This window comes from Bradyrhizobium sp. TM102, from assembly GCF_009176685.1.
Taxonomy (GTDB): domain Bacteria; phylum Pseudomonadota; class Alphaproteobacteria; order Rhizobiales; family Xanthobacteraceae; genus Bradyrhizobium; species Bradyrhizobium ottawaense.
The window spans coordinates 2,469,216-2,491,836 of record NZ_AP021855.1 but is presented as its reverse complement, the minus strand read 5'-3'; the positions used below and the strand labels follow the sequence as shown (position 1 = coordinate 2,491,836).

Genomic DNA, 22,621 nt, shown 5'->3' with positions numbered 1-22,621 from the left:
CAGCGCCTCAGACGAGATACTCGTGGTAGCTGATAAGCGTTCCCGTGTTCTTGTCTGCCTCAGTCTGGAAGCTCGCGGGGTCGTACTGGCCCAACAGGCTGATATTGGCGGTATGAACTCCGTCAGTCACCGAAAGGATTCCTCCAGTGCCGGCCTGATTTGCGACATAACTAGCGGTCGTGCCGTCCCCGAACGCGACGTCGAGGAGATCCAGCTGGTCATCTCCGTCAAACCCGGACACGATTCCGCTGAAGTCGAAGGAGTCATGGAGCACGATTGTCCCGGTCGCTGCGGCATCGAGCGCGACATGCGCAGATGAAGCCGCTCCGAACTCGACCGTAGCCACGCCATCCATCAGCGCGGTGCCGCTGCCGCTTACACTGCCATTGAGAGTGATGTTGGCTCCATGCGCCCACAGCAGCCCTGAATTATCCACGTTGCTGTCGATGACCAGTCCGCCGCTGCCGCTGGCCGCAATCGTTCCGGAATTGACGACGGTGTTGCTACCGGTGTCGATCTCGAGCGCGTTGGTGCCCGTCGCGTCGATTGTACCTTGGTTGACAAGGAGCAATGTCCCCCCGCCAAGCTGTCCGGCTCCCGAAATGGTGTTGTCGATGTTGGTCAGCGTGACGTCGGAAACAGTTCCACTGACCGTGTTCTCGCTGTTGTCGGACAACAGCACCTGACCGCCACCTTCGAGCAAAATTCCGTGCCCGACGAGTTGGAGGTCGGTCTCGGCGCCCGTCGAGTTCAACGAGATCGTGCCCGTATTGTGGATGTTACCGGATAACGGCAGCAATGCGCCGTTGCCGATTGTCATTGTGCCTGAATTGTCGACCATGGGCTTGAAGTCGAATACGAAGTCGTCCGCTGCGAGCGAGCCGGCATCGACGCCATCCAGAGTGATCGTTTGACCGTCGGCCAGCGCAATGACGGCGTTGCCGTCGTTGTTGGCAGACAGATGCGCCTGGACGTCCGCGAAGGTCTTGAAGCCGGCGTAGCCAATCAGGTCGATCTGATCATGCGCAATCTCGAAATTATAGATGACGTCGTGGCCGATCGGCTGGGAGAATACGAGCAGATCGCTGCCACTTGACGCTGTGAGATAGTCGTCGCCGGAAATGGCGATGATGGCGGAGCCCGCTGCAAAAGCTTCAACATTGTCGGCGAATGTCTCGATTACAGCCGAGCCATCCGGCTGCATCCAGGTCACGGTCACGTCGAGATGCAATGCTCCGGCGAAATCGACTGGCGATGTCACCATTAGCGAGCTGACGTCAGTCGTCTCGATCGTCCAGTTGCCATCGGGGAGCAGCATCCCACCATTTAGTGTCCAGCCGGCGGGCATGCTGGCAACAGTGACCGTGGCGATTTGCCCCTGATTGGTGGACGAGTCCGTCAGACCGAGATTGATGGGCTGCCCCGACACGCCCGCAGGAGCAAGCGCCGTTCCAAACGCAAAGTCCGCCGCGCTGAAAGTACCGGTTATGCTCGCCAGAGTGGTCAGGTTGTCCAGATCGGCGACGAGTGTTGCGCCGCCTGCGATGCTTGCATTGGGATCGTAGTAAACCTGCGCGTGGCCGACTGTCGAATTGTGGAATACGAACAGGGCTCCTGTGGTGATATTGGAGTAACTATTGATCGTTGATTGAACTGTCGCCGTCGTCACGGATGCGTCTGTTTTGATGCCGACCTCCGTGTTGGCGAGATTTAGCGCAGCGTTGTTGCCCGTTCTGACATTTTCAACGGTCGTATCGACATCACCAATGACGAACCGTCCGGCGGTTACGGTAAATTCCAGCTTATCCCCTGAGGTGCTGAAGTCGGTGATGTGGTCACCCGCGTCGGTGACAGCGAGATAGGCGAATGTATCGTTCCCGCCACCACCAGTCAGCGCATCTGCGCCACCACCACCCACGATCCTGTCCGCGCCAGTGCCTGCGCCACCGTTGATGGTGTCGTTACTTGAACCGCCCTTGAGGGTATCATCGCCGCCGTTTCCTGAGCTGCCCATGATCACAAACGATCCAGACGTGACTGCGCTAGCATCTACGACCAGGTCGCCGTTACCCGTGATGCCGGATCCGTCAATCGTGAGCGTTCCTCCATTTTGGAATGTCGAAAGGAATGTCAGGGTGTCGGTGTGATTTCCGCTGTTGCTGTCACTTAAACTGATTGTTTCGAAATTTGTCAGGCCAATGCTTCCTGCACCATCGCCGAAGGTGAATGGCCCCAGACCACCACCACTGACGGCGAGAGTATCCGTACCGCTTCCCCCAGTCAGCATGTCACCGTTGTTTAGCGTTAGGGGAGATTGGGTACCGGTCACAGTATTGGTGCCCGATGCATAGAAGACCGTATCGGTGCCGGTCGTGAGAGCGAAGGGACTGGGGCTCGTGACCGAAATGGTCACCGTATCCACATCGGTCAATGCGCCACCCGCTCCGCTGTGGCCATTGTCGCTTGTCGTCATGGTCAGAGTGCTGGTTCCGGCAAAATTCGATGTCGGAACGTAGTTGACCGTCGAGGCCAGGGTAGAATTGATGGCGCTGACTGTTCCGGTCAGCGTCACCGTCGACGTTCCGCTGCCGCTGATCCCTGCGGTACCTCCTGAAACGGTCAAGGTGCCGTTGGTTACCGACAACGTGATCGTTTCGCTGGCGCCGCCCGAGTCGGCATCGGAGATGCTGAGTCCCGTGATCGCCTTTGTCGTGTTGACGTTTGTCGTCTGTGCTCCCGGAACCGTATTCACGGGCGCGTCGTTGACCGGGATGACCGCGACTGTCGAGCTCACGATATTGCTGGCGTGGCTGGCCGTCTGGCCGTCGTCAACTTGGTAGCTGATGGTGCGGGTCGCGCCCGACGGATTGTCACCCGAGTTCGAATACGTCACGGAGCGCAGGGCCGCCTGGTAGTTCGCCACGCTCGACGAACCCGTCAGGGTCAGCACCCCAGTGCTGGCGTTATAGCTGCCGGTGATGCCGTTCTGATTGGAAAAACCGAGCACATCCTGGCCGGAGGCGAAGTTTCCTGTGATCGCGACCGTCGCGCCGGTCAGATTCGTGCTGTCAACGTCCGACAGGATCAGCGCCGTGTCGATCGCGGTCGCGGCCTGACCCTCGGTATAGGACAGTGAACCGCCATTGGCGTTCAGCACCGGCGCATCATTGCTGCCGGTGACGGTCACCGTCACGATGCCGCTCGCGGTGCCATCCTGGCTGGTGACCGTGAACTGGTCCTGGACCTGCTGCCCGGCGGTAAGCTCATTGTGGGCGCCGCTGCCGGTGTAGCTCCAGGCGCCGTTGGCATCGATACTGAAGTCGCCGTAGGTCCCATGAACGTTCGATTGCGCCACGACGTGGGCTTCGCCCGTATCCGGGTCGGTGATGCTGAGCTGGCCGCTGGTGTTCAGCGCCGCCGCGGTGTCGCCCTCGCTGACGGACTTCGAGTCCGATGAGACTGTCGCCACGTCGTTGCTGCCGGTGATGGTCACCGTCACGATGCCGGTGGCGGTGCCGTCCTGGCTGGTGACCGTGAACTGATCCTGGACCTGCTGGCCGGCGGTGAGCTCATTGTGGGCACCGTTGCCGGTGTAGCTCCAGGCGCCGTTGGCATCGATGCTGAAGTCGCCGTAGGTGCCGTGGACGTTTGATTGCGCCACGACATGGGCTTCGCCGCTGTCGGGATCCACAATCGTCAGCTGGCCGCTCGTGTTCAGCGCCGCCGCGGTGGCGCCCTCGGTGACAGACTTCGAGTCCGACGAGACCGTCGCCGCGTCGTTGCTGCCGGTGATGGTCACCGTCACGATGCCGGTGGCGGTGCCGTCCTGGCTGGTGACCGTGAACTGGTCCTGGACCTGCTGGCCGGCGGTGAGCTCATCGTGGGCGCCGTTGCCGGTGTAGCTCCAGGCGCCGTTGGCATCGATGCTAAAGTCGCCGTAGCTGCCGTGCACATTGCTCTGCGCCACGAGATGGGCTTCGCCCGTATCCGGGTCGGTGATGGTGAGTTGGCCTGAGGCGTTGAGTGCGGCGGCAGCATCACCCTCGGTGACGGACTTCGAGTCGGACGAGACCGTGGCCGCGTCATTGGTCCCGCTGATGGTCACGGTCACGATGCCGGAGGCGGTGCCGTCCTGGCTGGTCACCGTGAACTGGTCCTGGACCTGCTGCCCGGCGGTGAGCTCATTGTGGGCGCCGTTGCCGGCGTAGCTCCAGGCGCCGTTGGCATCGATCGTGAAGTCGCCATAGGTCCCGTGAGCATCGGTTTGGGCGACGACATGGGCTTCGCCGCTGTCGGGATCCACAATCGTCAGCTGGCCGCTGGCATTGAGCGCGGAGGCGGCATTGCCCTCGCTGACGGACTTCGAGTCCGAAGAGACCGTGGCCGCATCGTTGCTGCCGGTGATGGTCACCGTCACCGTGCCGGTGGCCGTGCCGTCCTGGCTGGTCACCGTAAACTGGTCCTGGACCTGCTGACCGGCGGTGAGCTCATCGTGGGCGCCGTTGCCGGCGTAGCTCCAGGCGCCGTTGGCATCGATCGTGAAGTCGCCATAGGTCCCGTGAACGTTCGATTGCGCCACGAGATGGGCTTCGCCGCTGTCGGGATCCACAATCGTCAGCTGGCCGCTCGTGTTCAGCGCCGCCGCGGTGTCGCCCTCGGTGACGGACTTCGAGTCCGACGAGACCGTGGCCGCATCGTTGCTGCCGGTGATGGTCACCGTCACCGTGCCGGTGGCGGTGCCGTCCTGGCTGGTGACCGTGAACTGGTCCTGGACCTGCTGGCCGGCGGTGAGCTCGTCATGCGCGCCGTTGCCGGTGTAGCTCCAGGCGCCGTTGGCATCGATGCTGAAGTCGCCATAGGTCCCGTGCGCGTTCGTCTGCGCGACGACATGGGCTTCGCCGCTGTCGGGATCCACAATCGTCAGCTGGCCGCCGGTATTGAGCGCCGCCGCGGTGTCGCCCTCGCTGACGGACTTCGAGTCCGACGAGACCGTCGCCACGTCGTTGCTGCCGGTGATGGTCACCGTCACCGTGCCGCTCGCGGTGCCGTCCTGGCTGGTGACCGTGAACTGGTCCTGCACCTGCTGCCCGGCGATGAGCTCGTCATGCGCGCCGTTGCCGGTATAGCTCCAGGCTCCGCTGGCATCGATCGTGAAGTCGCCATAGGTCCCGTGAGCATTGGTTTGGGCGACGACATGGGCTTCGCCGCTGTCGGGATCCACAATCGTCAGCTGGCCGCTGGTATTGAGCGCCGCCGCGGTGTCGCCCTCGGTGACGGACTTCGAGTCCGACGAGACCGTCGCCGCGTCATTCGTGCCGGTGATGGTGACCGTCACGATGCCGCTCGCGGTGCCGTCCTGGCTGGTGACCGTGAACTGGTCCTGCACCTGCTGCCCGGCGGTGAGCTCATCGTGGGCGCCGTTGCCGGTGTAGCTCCAGGCGCCGTTGGCATCGATCGTGAAGTCGCCGTAGGTCCCGTGGACGTTTGATTGCGCCACGACATGGGCTTCGCCGCTGTCGGGATCGGTGATGGTGAGCTGGCCTGAGGTGTTGAGTGCGGCGGCCGTGTCGCCTTCGGTGACAGACTTCGAGTCCGAAGAGACCGTGGCCGCATCGTTGCTGCCGGTGATGGTCACCGTGACGATGCCGGTGGCGGTGCCGTCCTGGCTGGTCACCGTGAACTGATCCTGCACCTGCTGGCCGGCGATGAGCTCATCGTGGGCGCCGTTACCGGTATAGCTCCAGGCGCCGTTGGCATCGATCGTGAAGTCGCCATAGGTCCCGTGCGCGTTCGTCTGCGCCACGACATGGGCTTCGCCAGTGTCGGGATCCACAATCGTCAATAGGCCGCTGGTGTTCAGCGCCGCCGCGGTGTCGCCCTCGCTGACGGACTTCGAGTCCGACGAGACCGTCGCCACGTCGTTGCTGCCGGTGATGGTGACCGTCACGATGCCGCTCGCGGTGCCGTCCTGGCTGGTGACCGTGAACTGGTCCTGCACCTGCTGGCCCGCCGTGAGCTCGTCATGCGCGCCGTTGCCGGTATAGCTCCAGGCTCCGCTGGCATCGATCGTGAAGTCGCCGTAGATCCCGTGGACGTTCGATTGCGCGACGACATGGGCTTCGCCCGTATCCGGGTCGGTGACGGTGAGCTGGCCGCTGGTGTTCAGCGCCGCCGCGGTATCACCCTCGGTGACGGACTTCGAGTCGGAAGAGGCCGTAGCCGCGTCGTTGCTGCCGGTGATGGTCACTGTCACCGTGCCGCTCGCGGTGCCGTCCTGGCTGGTGACCGTGAACTGGTCCTGCACCTGCTGGCCCGCCGTGAGCTCGTCATGCGCGCCGTTGCCGGCGTAGCTCCAGGCGCCGTTCGCGTCGATGCTGAAGTTGCCATAGATCCCGTGGACGTTTGATTGCGCGACAACATGGGCTTCACCGCTGTCGGGATCCACAATCGTGAGTTGGCCGCCGGTATCGAGCGCCGCCGCGGTGTCGCCCTCGCTGACGGACTTCGAGTCCGACGAGACCGTGGCCGCGTCATTCGTGCCGGTGATGGTGACCGTCACCGTGCCGCTCGCCGTCCCGTCCTGGCTGGTGACCGTGAACTGGTCCTGGACCTGCTGGCCCGCGGTGAGCTCATCGTGGGCGCCGTTGCCGGTGTAGCTCCAGGCGCCGTTGGCATCGATCGTGAAGTCGCCATAGGTCCCGTGAACGTTCGATTGCGCCACGAGATGGGCTTCGCCCGTATCCGGGTCAGTGATGCTGAGCTGGCCGCTGGCGTTCAGCGCCGCCGCCGTGTCACCCTCGGTGACGGACTTCGAATCCGATGAGACTGTCGCCGCATCATTGCTGCCGGTGATGGTCACCGTCACCGTGCCGCTCGCGGTGCCGTCCTGGCTGGTGACCGTGAACTGGTCCTGGACCTGCTGGCCCGCAGTGAGCTCGTCATGGGCGCCGTTGCCGGTGTAGCTCCAGGCGCCGCTGGCATCGATCGTGAAGTCGCCGTAGGTCCCGTGGACATTCGATTGCGCGACGACGTGGGCTTCGCCGCTGTCGGGATCGGTGATGGTGAGCTGGCCTGAGGTGTTAAGTGCGGCGGCCGTGTCGCCTTCGGTGACAGACTTCGAGTCCGATGAGACTGTGGCCGCATCGTTGCTGCCGGTGATGGTCACTGTCACCGTGCCGCTCGCGGTGCCGTCCTGGCTGGCGACCGTGAACTGGTCCTGGACCTGCTCGCCTGCGATGAGCTCGTCATGCGCGCCGTTGCCGGTGTAGCTCCAGGCGCCGTTGGCATCGATGCTGAAGTCGCCGTAGGTGCCGTGGACGTTCGATTGCGCCACGACATGGGCTTCGCCGCTGTCGGGATCCACAATCGTGAGCTGGCCCGAGGTGTTGAGCGCCGCCGGGGTGTCGCCCTCGGTGGCGGACTTCGAGTCCGAGCTGACGGTCGCCGCGTCATTCGTGCCGGTGATGGTGACCGTCACCGTTCCGGAGGCGGTCCCGTCCTGGCTGGTCACCGTGAAGTGATCCTGGACCTGTTGGCCCGCAGTGAGCTCGTCATGGGCGCCGTTGCCGGTGAAGCTCCAGGCGCCGCTGGCATCGATCGTGAAGTCGCCGTAGGTCCCGTGGACATTCGATTGCGCGACGACGTGGGCTTCGCCCGTATCCGGGTCGGTGATGCTGAGCTGGCCGCTCGTGTTCAGCGCCGCCGCGGTGTCGCCCTCGGTGACGGACTTCGAGTCCGACGAGACCGTGGCCGCATCGTTGCTGCCGGTGATGGTCACCGTCACCGTGCCGGTGGCGGTGCCGTCCTGGCTGGTGACCGTGAACTGGTCCTGGACCTGCTGGCCGGCGGTGAGCTCGTCATGCGCGCCGTTGCCGGTGTAGCTCCAGGCGCCGTTGGCATCGATGCTGAAGTCGCCATAGGTCCCGTGCGCGTTCGTCTGCGCGACGACATGGGCTTCGCCGCTGTCGGGATCCACAATCGTCAGCTGGCCGCCGGTATTGAGCGCCGCCGCGGTGTCGCCCTCGCTGACGGACTTCGAGTCCGACGAGACCGTCGCCACGTCGTTGCTGCCGGTGATGGTCACCGTCACCGTGCCGCTCGCGGTGCCGTCCTGGCTGGTCACCGTGAACTGATCCTGCACCTGCTGGCCGGCGGTGAGCTCGTCATGCGCGCCGTTGCCGGTGTAGCTCCAGGCGCCGTTGGCATCGATGCTGAAGTCGCCGTAGGTCCCGTGGACGTTCGATTGCGCCACGACATGGGCCTGGCCAGTATCCGGGTCGATGATGCTGAGTTGGCCGCTCGTGTTGAGGGCGGCGGCGGCATCACCCTCGGTGACGGACTTCGCCTCGGAAGAGACCGTAGCTGAATCGTTTGTGCCTGTGATCGTGACCGTCACCGTCTGGGTAGCTGTCGAGCCGTGGCCGTCATTGATCGTCACCACGAAGCTCTCGGTGATCGTCTGGCCCGCAGCGAGGTATTGCGCGGCGGCGTTGTTCAGATTGTAATGCCATTGCACCGAGCCGTTGGCGGCATTGGCCGTCTCGTTGACAGAATCAAGCGAGAAGGCGCCGAGCGACGTGGTGTTGGAAGAGGCTGCCGCGAACGAGGCCGAATGCGTGTCGCCGAGATCGGCATCGTTGAAACTGATGGTGCCCGCCGCGCTCTCCGAATCCGAGATATTCGGCGTGGTGTTCGCGTCTTCTACCACCGAGCCGCTCTGCGGACTCGATGTGATGATGACCGAGTCGTTTGCGCCGTTGAACTGGAGTGTCACGGTCGCCCAACTGAGCGTGCCATTGCCCAGCTGGATAGCGTAGGTGAATGTGTCAGTCAGCGTTTGCCCGGTCGCCAGCGCCTGAAGCTGAACGTTGATGTCGCCCTTGTCGTAATGAACGGTGCCGTCCGCTTCAATCCAGATGCGTGCACCGAGGGCGCTGCGGTCACCGGTTGCAGCCATTCCGGCGGCATCACTGCTGTACGCCACATCTTTGACCAGCAGATCTGCAGGTGCGTAGTTCTTGGTGGACGCGGAGGCGCTCGTTCCATTGTCCAGGGAGAACAGCGTCTTGGCCGCGCCCCCAAGGTCATTTGCCAGCACATTCAAGATGAGAATGTTGCTGGCGTCTTCCGTAAACGAGAAAATGTCCGTGTTGGCTTGCGGAGTATTGCCGAACGAAACCGTGCTGCCGCCGCCCGTTGTCTGCGTCGCCATAGCTTAAATCCTCTGGATGATGCGCCTTCCGCATTCACGGACCGGCACAAATTGCACAATGGCGCGGGGATGATCGGCCGTTGCCTTGCCTATGCTGCTGAAGAAAAATGCCGAGCTGCTCAGCATGCCTGCCGTCATGCTCAGCGCTTCGAAAAGGTGTAAACAGAACACGTGCCGCTCAAGCCTGTTTGGGGCTGGAGTCGATCCGGGCTCGCGATCGGATGTCGTGCGCACGGTCGCGCGCCTGACAGCCGCCATGTTCGCAAACCGCAAACTTGGCTGGATCGGAAGATCGCAAATTGACGAAGAATTCGAACTTGCCCGAGCCCAGCCGAACATTGCTACAAAATGCGTGCACGTCATTCGCAACCCTCGTCTGCCAATGCAGAGCAGAGAGCGTCGCCGCAAATCAATTCACGCAATTGGTAGCGCTCGCTCGGACGGCGATAGGTCCGCCAGCCAGCGACAGTCCATCAGACTGCTGCCAAGTTACTCGAAAAGATCTAGAGCGGTATCCCCCTGCCCAACGTGGCCGGTGCTTAGCCGCCCACGTTTTGGCAATTATTTGATCTTGCAATATTCGCAGCTCCAGAAGCGACGACCGTGATCGAGAAGCGCCACGGCCGCCCGCCCCTAATTAAATAAGCCTATTTTAAATTAAAGCATCAGTCCATTTATTTATTTACGCGATCGATTTAATAATTAATACATCGAAATCAATAACAAAGAGGCTCTTGCGTCCCTCCTTGCGAGGCGACACCGGAATTTTACGGCTTGCCTCCCGGATGCACTCGGTTCGCGAGATGATCTTTGCCTCGCGCAGATCGGCAACTCGCAGGGAGCAATTGGAGCCGAAACTCAGCCCCATTCACGAAGACGAGGCATGAAAGCAGCAGTCTCGCAATACTTTGCACCAACCTGTGCTTATTAATTTGCGCATCCGACGATCCAGGCCCACCGTGAAGCGGCGGACGAGGCCTTCAATGTGTTGCTGGTCATCCCATCGGGTCAATGTAGCCGTCCTTGTCGCCCGGGCGTACGTTCCAGAGCGTGAGACCATCGCGGGGGATCCGATGGTGGTGCGCTCTAAGAGCGAGACGCGTAGCCAGAGCGCTGATGCTATCCAATGGCTGGGTTATGGCTCGGTAGCCGGCGCATGTGTCCTGGGGTGCGGCGAGAAGAGTCCTCGATGCTCTCGCACGAAGCTTCGCATCTCCTGTTGCTGTCCCGCACGTCTCTCGTTCGCTTTAACGCGCAACAGGGCCTCGGCAAGCCGCGTTCGAAATCCATGTGAAGCTAAAACCGAAACCAGTTCCCGGTTGACGCGCGAACGCGGCCAAATCGACCGCCATTAAATGATATATTTGATTATTGTGTATAATCATGATGACTCCATCGCAAAATTGAAAAATATGTTGGGGAAAAGAAAACATGGGAGGTTGAAATGGAAGCTGCCCGCCGCTTTCGCGCAATGGCGTTACTTTGCCGACAGACTGCCGCACTCCAACCTGAGAGAAGCTGGAAACTGCTTGCAGAGGCAGAGTATTGGGAACATCTGGCGGCTGCGGCCTTAGCTCATTGAGCTTCGTCGAGCGTTCTTTGTCTTTCGCTTTTCGTCGACTTCTTACTTCAAGTCATTTTCTGAGGCATGTGATGTCGAGTACGCGTCAGATCTTTTCTAGTGCTGTTCTGAGCGAACGGCACCAGGCGCTTCTGGAGGAGCTTAGAGAGGTGGAGAAGCTTCGAAGTAAGCTCCGACATGTAGAGGCAAAAACAATCGGCAGAAGACGGCGTACCAAAGCGAGCGGCAGAGCAAGAGCCGTTTAAAGACCCGCCGGGTCCGAAGGTTGACCGGCGTTGGCTCACTCGCGCGGTTCGATGCACGGATGCCCGCGCTCCTCGCATCTGCCACTACTTTGAGAGGGGACTGGGCGCCTTCATCCCCACAGTAGCGAGCCTCCGCGATGACGTCGCTGCGACATGTCGCCAACCAGCCAGGCCGGGGTGTGAACTAAACTCGGCGGCGAGACCGGCCAGCTATTCAGGATCGCGCGTTAGCTCCGACTTTCATTCGACGTTGCACTTCGGAACACTGCAACGAGTCGATCGCCTTCCCAAAGCTCAACGTCGTGCTCGTCATGCATTTGCTCGGCTCGTCGTCTCGCCGCCTGCTCGTCAATGCAGTCGAGCTTTGCAGCGCAGATCACTTGCCGGCTGCCGTCCACCACGAACACCTTGTACCGCATGATGCAGTCCGATCCAAAAGGGTGACCACCATCGTACCCGATTGTCCGTCTGAGGCAGTGCCAAACCAGCGACGCACCGAACCTTTGTACGTGTAGCAGTTCGGCCGTGCCTGCTCGTTCAATCCCTCGGCCGCGCGGCGGCAGCACCTTATATGTCGCTACCTCAGTGGCGTAATCTCACTGCGTGCCGAAGCGTGCGGCTCGAGCTCAAGAGCGAGAGGCCACCAAGCGTCATCAGCAGCACACCGAACCAGGCCGTCCAGCTGCGCGCTTCGTCGTGCGCCTCTGCCATGCGCGCGCCCAGCGGCATATCTTGAGGTGGGTTGGCGGGCGCGGCGGCGAGAAGCTGCCCAGCGTCGACTTGGCCCGGCACGGAGTGTTCGGGCGTGAGCTGGTTGCTGGGAATATCTACGATGGCGGCCGCCGACATGAGGGTAGAGCCCGTGCCGAGATCGGGAGCGGCATCTGCTACCTGCATTTCGGGTACAGTCGTCCGAGATCGCTCGGGCGGCGCGGAGCGCAGCAACTCCGCGCGCGCATCAACGACCGCGCTCCGCCTGGCCTGCGTGGTCCCGTTTCCGTCCAAACTGGCGCTGCGGTCTTTGGCCACGCGAGCCCGAATGGGCTTCTTCACCGTCGCGATGCCCTCGACCAGGAACCAGCATTTGCGGCGACCGTCCGTTCGGTAGACCCAATGCTGTCCGCCACTGGTCGAGGTACCGGGACGCGGCACGCATTCGGCTTGCGGCGGAGAGGTTACCGCCGGTTGGGACGTAGCAGTATTGAAGAAGTCGGCAACAGGATTGGAGGACGCGGGCGCCGCCGAAAAACCTCCGACAAGGACCAAACTGGCGAAATACAATCGCAATTGACCGGACATCGAAAACTCCCGGGTGCGCCCTCCCCCCGCTTGAGCCTTAGCGGCGACAACGGCTCCCATACGGCTTAAATCGGGCGGCGCGATGAATTAATTGTCCTCTTGACCACCTAATTAATGTGCCGGCCCAGCACTCCAGGGGTGCAACACGAGGCAGCGCGATCGATTCATCGATCCATCTGAGTTGCGCCGGCCCTCGCTCCCGCCCACGATCTGCGCCGCGGCCGCCGGTCGATCGCCATCGTTGCGCTCGTCGAAACACGAAAGCGCAACTCGCCGAGGAATGAGTCTGTGGATGTCACGAGACGTGGCTACCCCTCGCAGCGAATTAAATACTTCGCCACGATATTACCACTGTCGCGCCTTTCTCCCTGCCACCTCTCACATTTAAATGTGGATTGCAGGATCAATATTTAACTGACGGCTTGTCTGCTCCCGGATTCCCGACTTGTCTGCCTGGGCCTTCTGCCCAAGATTCGGATGGAGCCATGAACACCGCGCATTTTAATTCGCTCTCCATTGACGAGCTCTGGATACTTCACCAAGAGGTCGCCGCCCAACTCGCTCAGAAAATGTTGGTGCAAAAAGCACATTTGGAGGAAAGGCTCCACAGGATTGCACTGGCCAACGAGGCCACACGGCTCAATCGTAAGCGCCGCCGTCCATACCCGCCTGTCCGTCCCAAATATCGCAATCCGAAGAACCCAGCGGAGACATGGTCGGGTCGCGGCAGGCAGCCGCGATGGCTGCGTCCGCAGCTTCGAAGCGGCCGAGATTTGGACGATTTCCTGATCGATGGGGCTTCAGCTCAAAAGCGGCAGACAAATTGAGCGCCGATTGCGGCATTTGAGACGGCGCCAGTTGCTACCTCCTGGGGCTCTGAGCTCTTCACATCATAGTTTGAACGCGGGGTCATAACCATGCTTGGAGGCATGGCCATAGCGAGCGCACTTGCGATCTGTCTGATGGTCTAGCTGAATCGCTCGGGGGGGCCCGCGGCGCAGTGAAGACATCGACGAGAATCTCAAGCGCGCGATGGTCCGCGTCTAGTCGGGGCGCCCTCTGAAGTGCCGCCTAGCCGCATTCCACGCTCGAAGGACTGGAAGGAGGAGGGCGACGAAAAAAACTCTGATTGCAACCGGCGTCATTCCGCGCCGCAGGAGTGGTGGGTCGTGATCGACCGAGCGGCCGGCCGTCGTGTTGATCGTCACCGGAGATGGGGTTCCTGCTCGCCGAGTAGGTGCCCGTCTGCGCGAGGGCAGGACAACTACAACGAACAGAACGTTCACCAGTAGCCATATTCCCACAATGAGAAGGAAAGTACGCACGAGAACGACCATCGTTGATCTAAAATCGCCGAGCTTTACTCCTGCCTCATAACCCGGCGCGCAGCCGGCAACACTGCGTTCACGGACGGAGCCGCTTCAGCGCAGCCGGCACATTTGGCGTGCCCCGAGGCCGTTGGGTCCTGAGCGCTTCGCAAGCGTCCAGGATCGCTCGCAGCCTAGTCGGGCGCAACACTCGCGTCTGTGCGCTTTCGAACATTCATGGCCCTTCAGGTATGCTAATTCTATGCATCATCCGGCGAGAGCCGGACAGGGATGGCTCATCAGCCAGGTCCTCAGCCCGCAATCCCTGAACAGGGGCCGGGTCATGGAGCATGACCAAATTTCGCAGCACGATGAGCGGCGAATTTGGCGGTCCGCATAGAACCAAATTCGAGTTTCGGCAGTTGACTCCCGGTGGATCCGAACAAGCAAACTGATTGTTCGGGCCGAGGATAAGTTTAAAAGCTAAGCCGGCACACATGAAGGACCTCCGACGACGTTTGGAAAAGGTCCGCGCTGACGCCAGAGAGTTTACGCTGATGAGTCAGCAGGCGACGGACATGGAAAAGCGCGAGCTGTTTAAGCGCTTGGCGGATGAGCTCGCCTTCGAGGCTCTCGAGCTTGAGCTAATCGTGAAGAAAAATGAGCCACCTAATCCGTGCGGCCAGCACGAGGTCGTGGAGTTCAAGCCACCCTCTCAGCGAAAGCGCGGCTGACGCGGAAGAGCTAGATCGTGCGTGCACGACGGATCTTTGCGGCTCCGCCAGCGATCGCTGCGCCGCCCCACGCCCCCTCTTCGGGCCAGCTGTCCCGCAACGCCCCGCTTGTGGCATCCACCTGACTTTCAGAAGGTTCGCCGCCCTTTTCGCGGCTGAGACAATCCGTACGAGCGCTACGACAAGCACGTAATCGACTTATCCCATCGGATCTGTGCGCTTTATCGAATGGGTGACGATATAGAGACCAGGAAAAAGCCGAACGGCAATCTGGCCGTGTCCACCCCATACAAAGAACGTCGCACGAGACGTGCATTGTTCTGTCGAAGAGCTTAAAAAGGCTCTTGCGGGCCAATCTTTTAAAGGTGGTGGACGCACCAGGGCTCGAACCTGGGACCCGCGGATTAAGAGTTCAAGACCATTGAACGGCATCCCGAAGCTCGATCGAATCGACTTGAACGTCCTCGTCCAGCTGCAGAAGGACGGCAGGATGACCAACGCCAATCTGGCCGAGGCAGTCGGCCTTTCGGCGAGCCCGTGCCTGCAACGTGTCAAGCGGCTGGAAGCGGCCGGGTACATAAGGGGCTATGGTGCGCAGATCAACCTTGCGAAGCTGACCGAGAGCATAACGGTCTTCACCGAAATCACCTTAGTCGATCACCGCAAGGAAGATTTCGTCAAGTTCGAGTCCTGTATGCGCAACGTCGACGAGCTGATGGAATGCCATCTTATCAGCGGCGGTTACGACTATTTGCTGCGCTTCGTGTGCCGCAACATCAACCACTATCAAGAGCGAATGGAAAACCTACTTGAACGCAACGTCGGCATCGAGAAATACTTCAGCTATATCTTGCTGAAATCTCCCATCGTGAAGCATGCCCTTCCGCTCAAGACACTGCTCGATCCTCAGTGGTCAGGCGACCAACTCGCTGCTGACGCTTCCGCATCACACCCCAGGCTGACTTGCGCTGTTGTTTAGCGGACGGCTTGCTCCAATACCTGCCCATCTCAAGCCTCGCGCATAGAACGCAATCAGCGCCAAGCGCGATCCGTACAAACATCGCACAAGATCGTAGGCTAGCGTGAAATCATACGCAACGCGGCCGCGGAGCGCCTCGAACTTCGATCCCATTGTTCGCCTGCTCTGACTTACTGGTCGCAGCCCCGGGCTTATCCGACCGAGAACGGTTTCGTCGCACGATCGCAACCTTACCGGCGCGGCGAAACTCCGGAAGGCGGAGGCCAATGTTGAGTTGCTTAAAGGGGACAAGTGACTCACGCGCCTCGCAGGATGAAGTCGCTTCTGAGCACAATCGCGATGCGCTAATTGCACACCATCACGCGCCGGTATCGCCCGTAGACGTAGTGGCAGTCACTGTCCGAGGAATAGTCATCGCGCGAACGGCCATAGGTGTAGCCGGCAGAGGCTCCGGCAGCATAGGCGCCTGCAACATAGGCGGCGCGATGGCCGTATTGATATCCGCCGTAGCGGCCGTGGTCTCCGAAGCGGTTGTAAGTGACCGATGTGCCGCGAACCGCACTCTCCACCGTCGGTCCGCCCCGACCAGCGGCGCCGACACGCCCAGCCGCCGCGAGATCACCGCGCGGTGCAGGTCCAGCACCGAGACGAGGCGCCGGGCCGCCAAGGCCGGAACGGGGGGCACCGCCAGGCCCTATCGGAGGACGAGCTGCGAAAGCAGGAGGACCTCCGGCTGCCAGCGGAGGCGGCCCGCCGGCCGCAATCGGCGGAGGCCCGGCCATGGGGGGCGGCGGAGGAAACTGCGCGAAGGCTGCATGTGGCGACAGCGTCACGGCTGCGAGCGTCGCAGTGAGGGACAGTATCAGGAGTGTCTTGCGGGACATGGTCTTTCCTCTTGTCAAAACTGCGTTTCGAGAACGGGCTCGGGTTTGAGTACGGATATCCGCTCCGACGCAGGCGCATCATCGTGAGAAGGCACCGCGGGCTCATGCGTGGACGAGTGATCGCTGTGATCAGGGTGAATGCGGAACCAGGCCACATACAGCGCAGGCAGGAACAGCAGCGTCAGCAGCGTGCCGACAATGATGCCGCCCATCATCGCGTAAGCCATCGGGCCCCAGAAGATCTCGCGCGCGATCGGAATCAGCGCGAGACTTGCCGCGGCCGCGGTCAGCAGGATCGGTCGCATGCGATGCTCGGTCGCTTCCACAACGGCATCCCAGGCCGGGCGCCCCTCCTTCCTCAAATCCTCGATCTGGACGATCAGGATCACGGAGTTGCGCACCAGGATGCCGATCAGGGCGAGCACGCCGAGGATAGCCACGAAGCCAAGCGGGGCGCCGCTCGGCAGGAGCGCCATGACCACGCCGATGACGGCGAGCGGCGCAACGGCGAACACCAGAAACAAGCGATGGAAGCTCTGCAACTGGATCATCAGCACCGTGGCCATGACGAAGAGCATGAGCGGAACGACGGCCATGATCGGCGCCTGGCTCTTGGCGCTCTCCTCCACGGAGCCGCCGATCATCACCGAATAGCCGGCCGGTAGCGCTTTGCTGAACTCCGCCACCTTCGGCGCGAGCTGGTCCACGATCGTCTTGGGCTGCACGTTGCCGACGATGCCGGCCTTCAACGTGATGGTGGGGATCCGTGCGCGCCGCCAGATCGTCGGCTGCTCGAGCTCGTACCGCAGATTGGCGACGGCTCCGAGCGGCACGGATTGACCGCCGAGCCCCGTCAACTGCAAATCGCGCAGCGTGTTGATGGAAGCACGTTCCGGCGCGGTTGCACGTCCGGTGACATTGACGAGATAGATGCTGTCGCGCACCTGCGTGATCGGTGTGCCCTCGAGCACGGAGTTCAAGGTCGTGGCAATGTCCTCCGAGGTCACGCCGAGCTGGCGCGCCTTGTCCTGGAGAACGTCGACCTTGACGACGCGGGCCGGCTCCATCCAGTCGAACACGACATTGCCGAGATCGGGATTGCTTCGCACGATGCCGGCGAGCTTCTGCGAGAGATCTCGCACCTTCGCGATGTCGGGCCCACTCAAGCGATACTGCACGGGACGACCCACCGGCGGTCCGACTTCGAGCAGCTTGACGTAGGTGTCGGTCCCGGGGAACGTCTTCTTCAGGTAGTCCTCGAACTGTGCCTTGACCTGGTCGCGCGCCTTGATGCCGCCCTTGGTCACAACCACCATCTGGCCGAACCAGGTGTTGGCGGTCTGCACGTCGAAGGACAGGACGAAACGCGGCGAGCCGGTGCCGACATAGGTTGACCAGTGATCGACCGAATTGTTGCCCTGAAGCTGTTCGCGTTCGAAGCGCGCCATCTGCGCATTGGAGTCGGCGATCGACGCGTTCTGCGGCAGGTTCCAGTCGATCACCAGCTCGGCGCGATCGGACGACGGGAAGAACTGCTGCTGCACGAAGTTCATGCCGAACAGCGCCAGCAGAAAGGCCGCAACCGTGACGCCGATCGTCATCCAGCGATAATGCATGCAGAAGAGCAAGAGACGCGCGAACAGCTGCGCTACGCGCCCCTTCTCTTCATGATGGCCCTTTATTTTTGCGGGCAGGATGGTGACGCCGAGCAACGGCGTGAACAGCACTGCCACGATCCAGGAGACGATCAGGGAAACCGCGATGACAACGAACAGCGTGAAGGTAAACTCACCCGCATTGCTGTTATTGAGCCCGATCGGAATAAAGCCGGCGACGGTCACCAGCGTGCCCGTCAGCATGGGAAAGGCGGTCGAGGTATAGACGTGGGTTGCCGCCTTTTCCAGGGGATCGCCGACCTCGAGCCGCGCGACCATCATTTCGACCGCTATCATGGCGTCATCGACCAGGAGGCCGAGCGCGATGATCAAGGCGCCAAGCGAGATTCGCTGCAGCGAAATGCCGGCATAGGCCATCACGACGAAGGTGATGGCGAGAACCAGCGGAATCGCAATCGCAACGACGAGTCCGGCGCGCATGCCCAGGCTGAGAAAGCTGATGCCGAGGACGATGATCACGGCCTCGAACAGCGCCTCGGTGAAGCCGGACACGGCATGCTCGACCACGATGGGTTGATCGGCGACGAGTTGAACGCCGACCCCGACCGGCAAGTCGGCCGTGATTTTCGACATCTCCTCCTTCAGCGCCTCGCCGAAGTGCAGCAGATTTGCGCCGGACTTCATGCCGATGGCAAGCGCGATCGCCGGCTCGCCATTGTACCTGAACAACGTCCTGGCCGGGTCGGCATATCCGCGCGTGATGGTTGCGACGTCGGTCAGGGGGAAGAAGCGATCGTTGATGCGCAGATTGACTGCCTTCAGGCTTGCCTCTGACGTGAACTGGCCGTTCACTCGCACACTGATCCGCTCGGGTCCTTCCTGGAACACGCCGGGCGGCGTGACCGCGTTCTGCCCTTGCAGAGACGCCATGATGGAGTGGACGTCGAGACCGAGGGCTGCGATCTTGCGGGTGGAGAATTCGAGATAAATGACCTCGTCCTGCGCGCCCAGGATGTCGACCTTGCCGACATCGGGCACGGTCAGGACCTTGGCTCGGATGTCCTCGACCTCATCGCGCAGCTGTCGTTGGCTCAGCCCGTCGCTGGTGAACGCATAAATGTTGCCGAACACATCGCCGAAGCGGTCGTTGAAGCCGGGCCCGATCACCCCTTGCGGGAAGTCGCCCTTGATATCCGCGATCATGTTGCGGACGCGAACCCATGTCGGCTTAACGTCGGCAGCCTTTGTGGTGTCGCGCAGATAAACGAAGACGGTGGTCTGGCCCGCAACCGTCACAATCTTGGTGTAGTCGAGCGATTCCAGCTCCTCCAGCTTCTTCTCGATCCGGTCGGCGACCTGGCGTGTCATCTCTTCAGGCGAGGCGCCCGGCCACTGCGCCTGGATCACCATGGTTTTGATGGTGAAGTCAGGATCTTCCTGCCGTCCCAGCTGAAGGTACGCAAAAAGGCCCGCCGCCATGAAGGCGATCATGAAATACCAGACGAGCGAACGATGGCCGAGCGCCCAGTCGGAAAGGTTGAACGGTTTCATGGCATTTCATCCTGTGCAATGCGGACTTGCTGTCCCTGCTTGAGGCTGTGGATCCCCGCGGTGACGACGCGTGTGCCGGGAGCGAGCCCGCCGGTGACGCGCGCGCCGGTTTGGTCTGCGGCCACATCGATCCTGTGCAGCGAGACCGTGTTGGCGGGCTGATCGACGATCCAGACAAAATTTGCGCCGTCCTTGGCGAGCAGCGCCGAGCTGGGCAGACGCAATATCCCGCCTTGGCTCTTGTCAAGTTTCGCGGTGACAGTCGCGCCGAGGCGGAATCCTTCGGGCGGATTACTGAGCGCAATGCGGACCCGCCTCAATCGCGTCACCGGATCGGCTTGCGGCGCGATCTCGCGAACGCTCCCTTGCACCTGAACGGAGGGCAAGAGCTGCAGGCTGACCGTGAATGGCAGGCCGACCTCCAGCGGCAACGGAAAGTCCTGTCCGATGTCGACGACAGCTTCGCGAATATCGGGTCTTGCGATCGTCACCACGCTTTGGCCGGGAGATACCACCTGGCCAACTTCAGCCCCCACTGCGGTGACCACACCGGCGAAATCGGCCTTGATCTGCGAATAGCCGAGCTGCTCGATCGCCTTGGTCAGATTTGCCTGTTCGCGAGCTACCGTTGCTTCGGCGCCGGCACGCGCCTGCTCGGCGTTATCCAACGTCTGCTTTGTGGTCGCGTCGGTCGTGATGAGCGTTCGCTGCCGTTCTTCCGTCGCTCTCATGGTCGCGAACTGCGCCTCGGCCTTGGCAAGCTGCCCTTTGGCCGCGCGAACGGCGAGCTCAAGGACCGTGGGGTCGACGACGCCCACCGTCTGTCCTTCATTCACGAGATCACCGACATAGACAGGTCGCGTGGTCAGGCGTCCCAGTACGCGGAAACCGAGATTTGTTTTGTAGCGTGGCTCGACGACGCCCACCGCCACCGCATCGTCTGCGCGGTCCGCTTCGAGAAGCACCGATTGGACTGGCCGCACGGGCTCGGGCGCCTTTGTCTCCTGCTGACATCCGGCAAGTGCCAACGCACATGCAAGTGGGCCCGCCACGATCATTGCGCGGCTCGTCATGACCGGTCTCCTTCATAAGTCACGGACTGGCCCACGCTCAAAAGCTTGCCGCCGTCGACGACGACGCGCTCGCCCGGCTCGAGGCCCGCTTTGATCAATACTTCTCCGGCCTCGTAGCCGCTCACTGTTACCGGCTTCAGCGAGGCTGTCCGCGTCGCCGGATCGACGGTCCAGACCGCGGGCCTGGTATCGGCCGCCATCAATGCACGCCAAGGCAATGCGATCTGCCGCTCGGCCTTTACTTTCACGGTTCCCGCGACGGGGCTTCCAAGCGTCATTGCGGCAGGCGGATCCTCGATGGCCACCTTGACCCGAATGGTCGAACTCTTGGCGTCGACGGCCGGCGAAACCTCCCGAACTTGGCCGCCTGCGGTCACGCCCGCATCGGAGACGAGCGCCAGCGAAACGTCGCGGCTATCGGCATTGCTGAGGAAAATGGACTCATAGACGTCAAAGACGGCATCCCGCTCCCCATCCTGCGCCAACGAAAATACGGGTTGCGCAGCCTGTACGACTTGACCCGTTTCCAGACTGCGCCCGGTGACGACGCCGTCCGCTCCGGCTCGCAGCGCGGTATAGCCGAGGGCGTCCTTTGAGGTTCCAAGCTGCGCTGTTGCCGCTTCGAGCGCGCCTTCCGCGGTGCGCAATCCCTCCTGCGCCTGGTCGTAGGCCGTGCGCGTGGTGAAGCCGCTTGCGATCAGCGCCTTCTGCCGCTCGAAAGTCGCCTTCGCCACGCGCAGCTGCGATTCTGCGGCGAGAACAGCGGCGGTCGCGGCATCGACATCGGCCTCTTGTTCGGCCGGGTCGAGAAGCGCCAGCACTTCGCCGGCCTTCACGTGGGTCCCGACATCGGCATAGCGCGCGAGGACACGCCCGCTGACGCGGAATGAGAGATCCGCCCGAAAGCGGGCCTGCACCTCGCCGGTCAAGGTGATCAAGGACTGCCGATCCCTGGGCTGCACGATTTCCGTGCGCACGAACGCCGCGCGCGCGGGGGGCATGGCGGCGTGATTATCGCACCCGCCGAGCGGGCCGGCGACAAGCGCGAGCGCCAAGGCGCCGAGAGGTTTCAGACCGATCTTGGAATGGTTGAAATAGCGCGGTTTCATAGCGCGGCCATTCGGGGAGAGGGTGATAGCAGTCCGCCCAAGACGTCCGAGGCCCCGCTGAGCGAGACCGGTTCGCTCGGATGCGCTCGCAATAGATTTGGATCCGTTCGCATGGCGGCCGGACGCTCGATCTGATCCGAGAGGCCGGAGCTAGGGCCAGGCGCCACGGACGACCTGGCCTTCAGCCGACGTGGCGACCTCATGCGGCGCGTCGCCATCGACCAGCTCGCCTGCTGCTCCCGCTCGCTCAGGTGAAATGAGAAAATGACGGACGTGAACTCGGCGGCTATGCCGTGCTCGATCCGTCCGCCGAGCCCCTTGGCAAGATCATTGCTGATCTGGAGCTCCCGGCCCGGGGCCGCCCGCCCCGGCCGCGAGCCGTTATCCAGCACGACGCAGTTCGCGACCGAGCCAATGCGCGTCAGCTTGACTTTGATCTCGCCGGCGCGCGCGCCGAAATACGCATGCTTCGCTGCGTTTACAATCAGATCGTGGACGATCAGGCCAAGCCGCCCGCACCGCTCTGATTGAAGCGGGAGAGCCTCAGTTGCGAATGCCAGCCGGATCCCCATTCGATCCAACAAGGATTGGCGCATGGCGCAGCCCAGTCTGCGAACGTATGTCGCGGCGTCATTGAGGGCATCGCGCTGTGGCACCGCAAGCGCCCGATGCAACTCCGCATGTCCGTGGAGCAGCTCGACCACATCGCTCAAAGCGGCCTTTGCTTCCGCCCCGTCGGCCCGGATGGCCGCAGCCGCGACCAGATCGATCGCCGAGGCGATCCCTTTATCGACCCTGTGATGCAATTCGCGCAGCAGGATGCCGTCTTGTGGGCGGTACGGGTCCGGGCTCAACATGGTCACTGTGATCTCCTGAGGTGGACCGGACGATCGCGAGGCCAACGCACCTTGCGGCTTCGACCATCCGGGAGCCGTCGCAGGTCTTTGCCGACCCAGCGACGATTAAATAAACTATACCGTATATTTTCTTTTTCTTGCCTTTTCCCGCCGGGCGTGTCAAGTGCGATCTGC

The 22,621-nt window shown here is 61.9% G+C and carries 9 protein-coding genes and 1 pseudogene; 3 read left to right on the top strand and 7 right to left on the bottom strand.

What is annotated here, in order from left to right; translation table 11 throughout:
• Positions 1–7: 7 nt before the first annotated feature.
• On the bottom strand, positions 8–9,211 hold the full coding sequence (locus GDN70_RS11680; protein ID WP_152102541.1) for a VCBS domain-containing protein: 9,204 nt from the start codon (positions 9,209–9,211) through the stop codon (positions 8–10).
• Positions 9,212–11,620: 2,409 nt separating this feature from the next.
• Positions 11,621–12,337 (bottom strand): hypothetical protein, encoded by a 717-nt coding sequence (locus GDN70_RS11670; protein ID WP_097669182.1) that lies wholly within the window; start codon positions 12,335–12,337, stop codon positions 11,621–11,623.
• Positions 12,338–12,822: 485 nt separating this feature from the next.
• On the opposite strand from GDN70_RS11670, the gene GDN70_RS11665 reads away from it, so the two are divergent.
• From GDN70_RS11665 to GDN70_RS11655, 3 genes and pseudogenes are all read left to right on the top strand, one after another.
• Complete coding sequence (locus GDN70_RS11665; RefSeq protein ID WP_083859405.1) at positions 12,823–13,164, top strand: H-NS family nucleoid-associated regulatory protein; 342 nt, start codon at positions 12,823–12,825, stop codon at positions 13,162–13,164.
• A 977-nt stretch (positions 13,165–14,141) separates the two neighbouring features.
• Positions 14,142–14,378, top strand: a complete 237-nt coding sequence (locus GDN70_RS11660; RefSeq protein ID WP_038951231.1) for a hypothetical protein — start codon at positions 14,142–14,144, stop codon at positions 14,376–14,378.
• Between the two features lie 421 nt (positions 14,379–14,799).
• Positions 14,800–15,279 (top strand): annotated as a pseudogene (locus GDN70_RS11655) (Lrp/AsnC family transcriptional regulator); the annotation flags it as partial.
• 422 nt (positions 15,280–15,701) lie between these two features.
• On the opposite strand, the gene GDN70_RS35470 reads toward GDN70_RS11655, so the two are convergent.
• The 5 genes from GDN70_RS35470 to GDN70_RS11630 form a co-directional block, all read right to left on the bottom strand.
• Positions 15,702–15,926 carry a hypothetical protein gene (locus GDN70_RS35470; RefSeq protein WP_193374900.1) on the bottom strand — a complete coding sequence of 75 codons (225 nt, stop codon included), beginning with the start codon at positions 15,924–15,926 and terminating at the stop codon, positions 15,702–15,704.
• 329 nt (positions 15,927–16,255) lie between these two features.
• Positions 16,256–19,408 (bottom strand): efflux RND transporter permease subunit, encoded by a 3,153-nt coding sequence (locus tag GDN70_RS11645; RefSeq protein ID WP_152102539.1) that lies wholly within the window; start codon positions 19,406–19,408, stop codon positions 16,256–16,258.
• Positions 19,405–20,481 carry an efflux RND transporter periplasmic adaptor subunit gene (locus GDN70_RS11640; RefSeq protein ID WP_097669176.1) on the bottom strand — a complete coding sequence of 359 codons (1,077 nt, stop codon included), beginning with the start codon at positions 20,479–20,481 and terminating at the stop codon, positions 19,405–19,407. Before GDN70_RS11640 ends, GDN70_RS11645 begins: the two co-directional genes overlap by 4 nt.
• Entirely contained in the window at positions 20,478–21,590 is a 1,113-nt protein-coding gene (locus GDN70_RS11635; protein WP_152102538.1) for an efflux RND transporter periplasmic adaptor subunit, read from the bottom strand. Before GDN70_RS11635 ends, GDN70_RS11640 begins: the two co-directional genes overlap by 4 nt.
• Positions 21,587–22,447, bottom strand: a complete 861-nt coding sequence (locus GDN70_RS11630) for a sensor histidine kinase (protein ID WP_152103684.1) — start codon at positions 22,445–22,447, stop codon at positions 21,587–21,589. Before GDN70_RS11630 ends, GDN70_RS11635 begins: the two co-directional genes overlap by 4 nt.
• Positions 22,448–22,621: the final 174 nt, after the last annotated feature.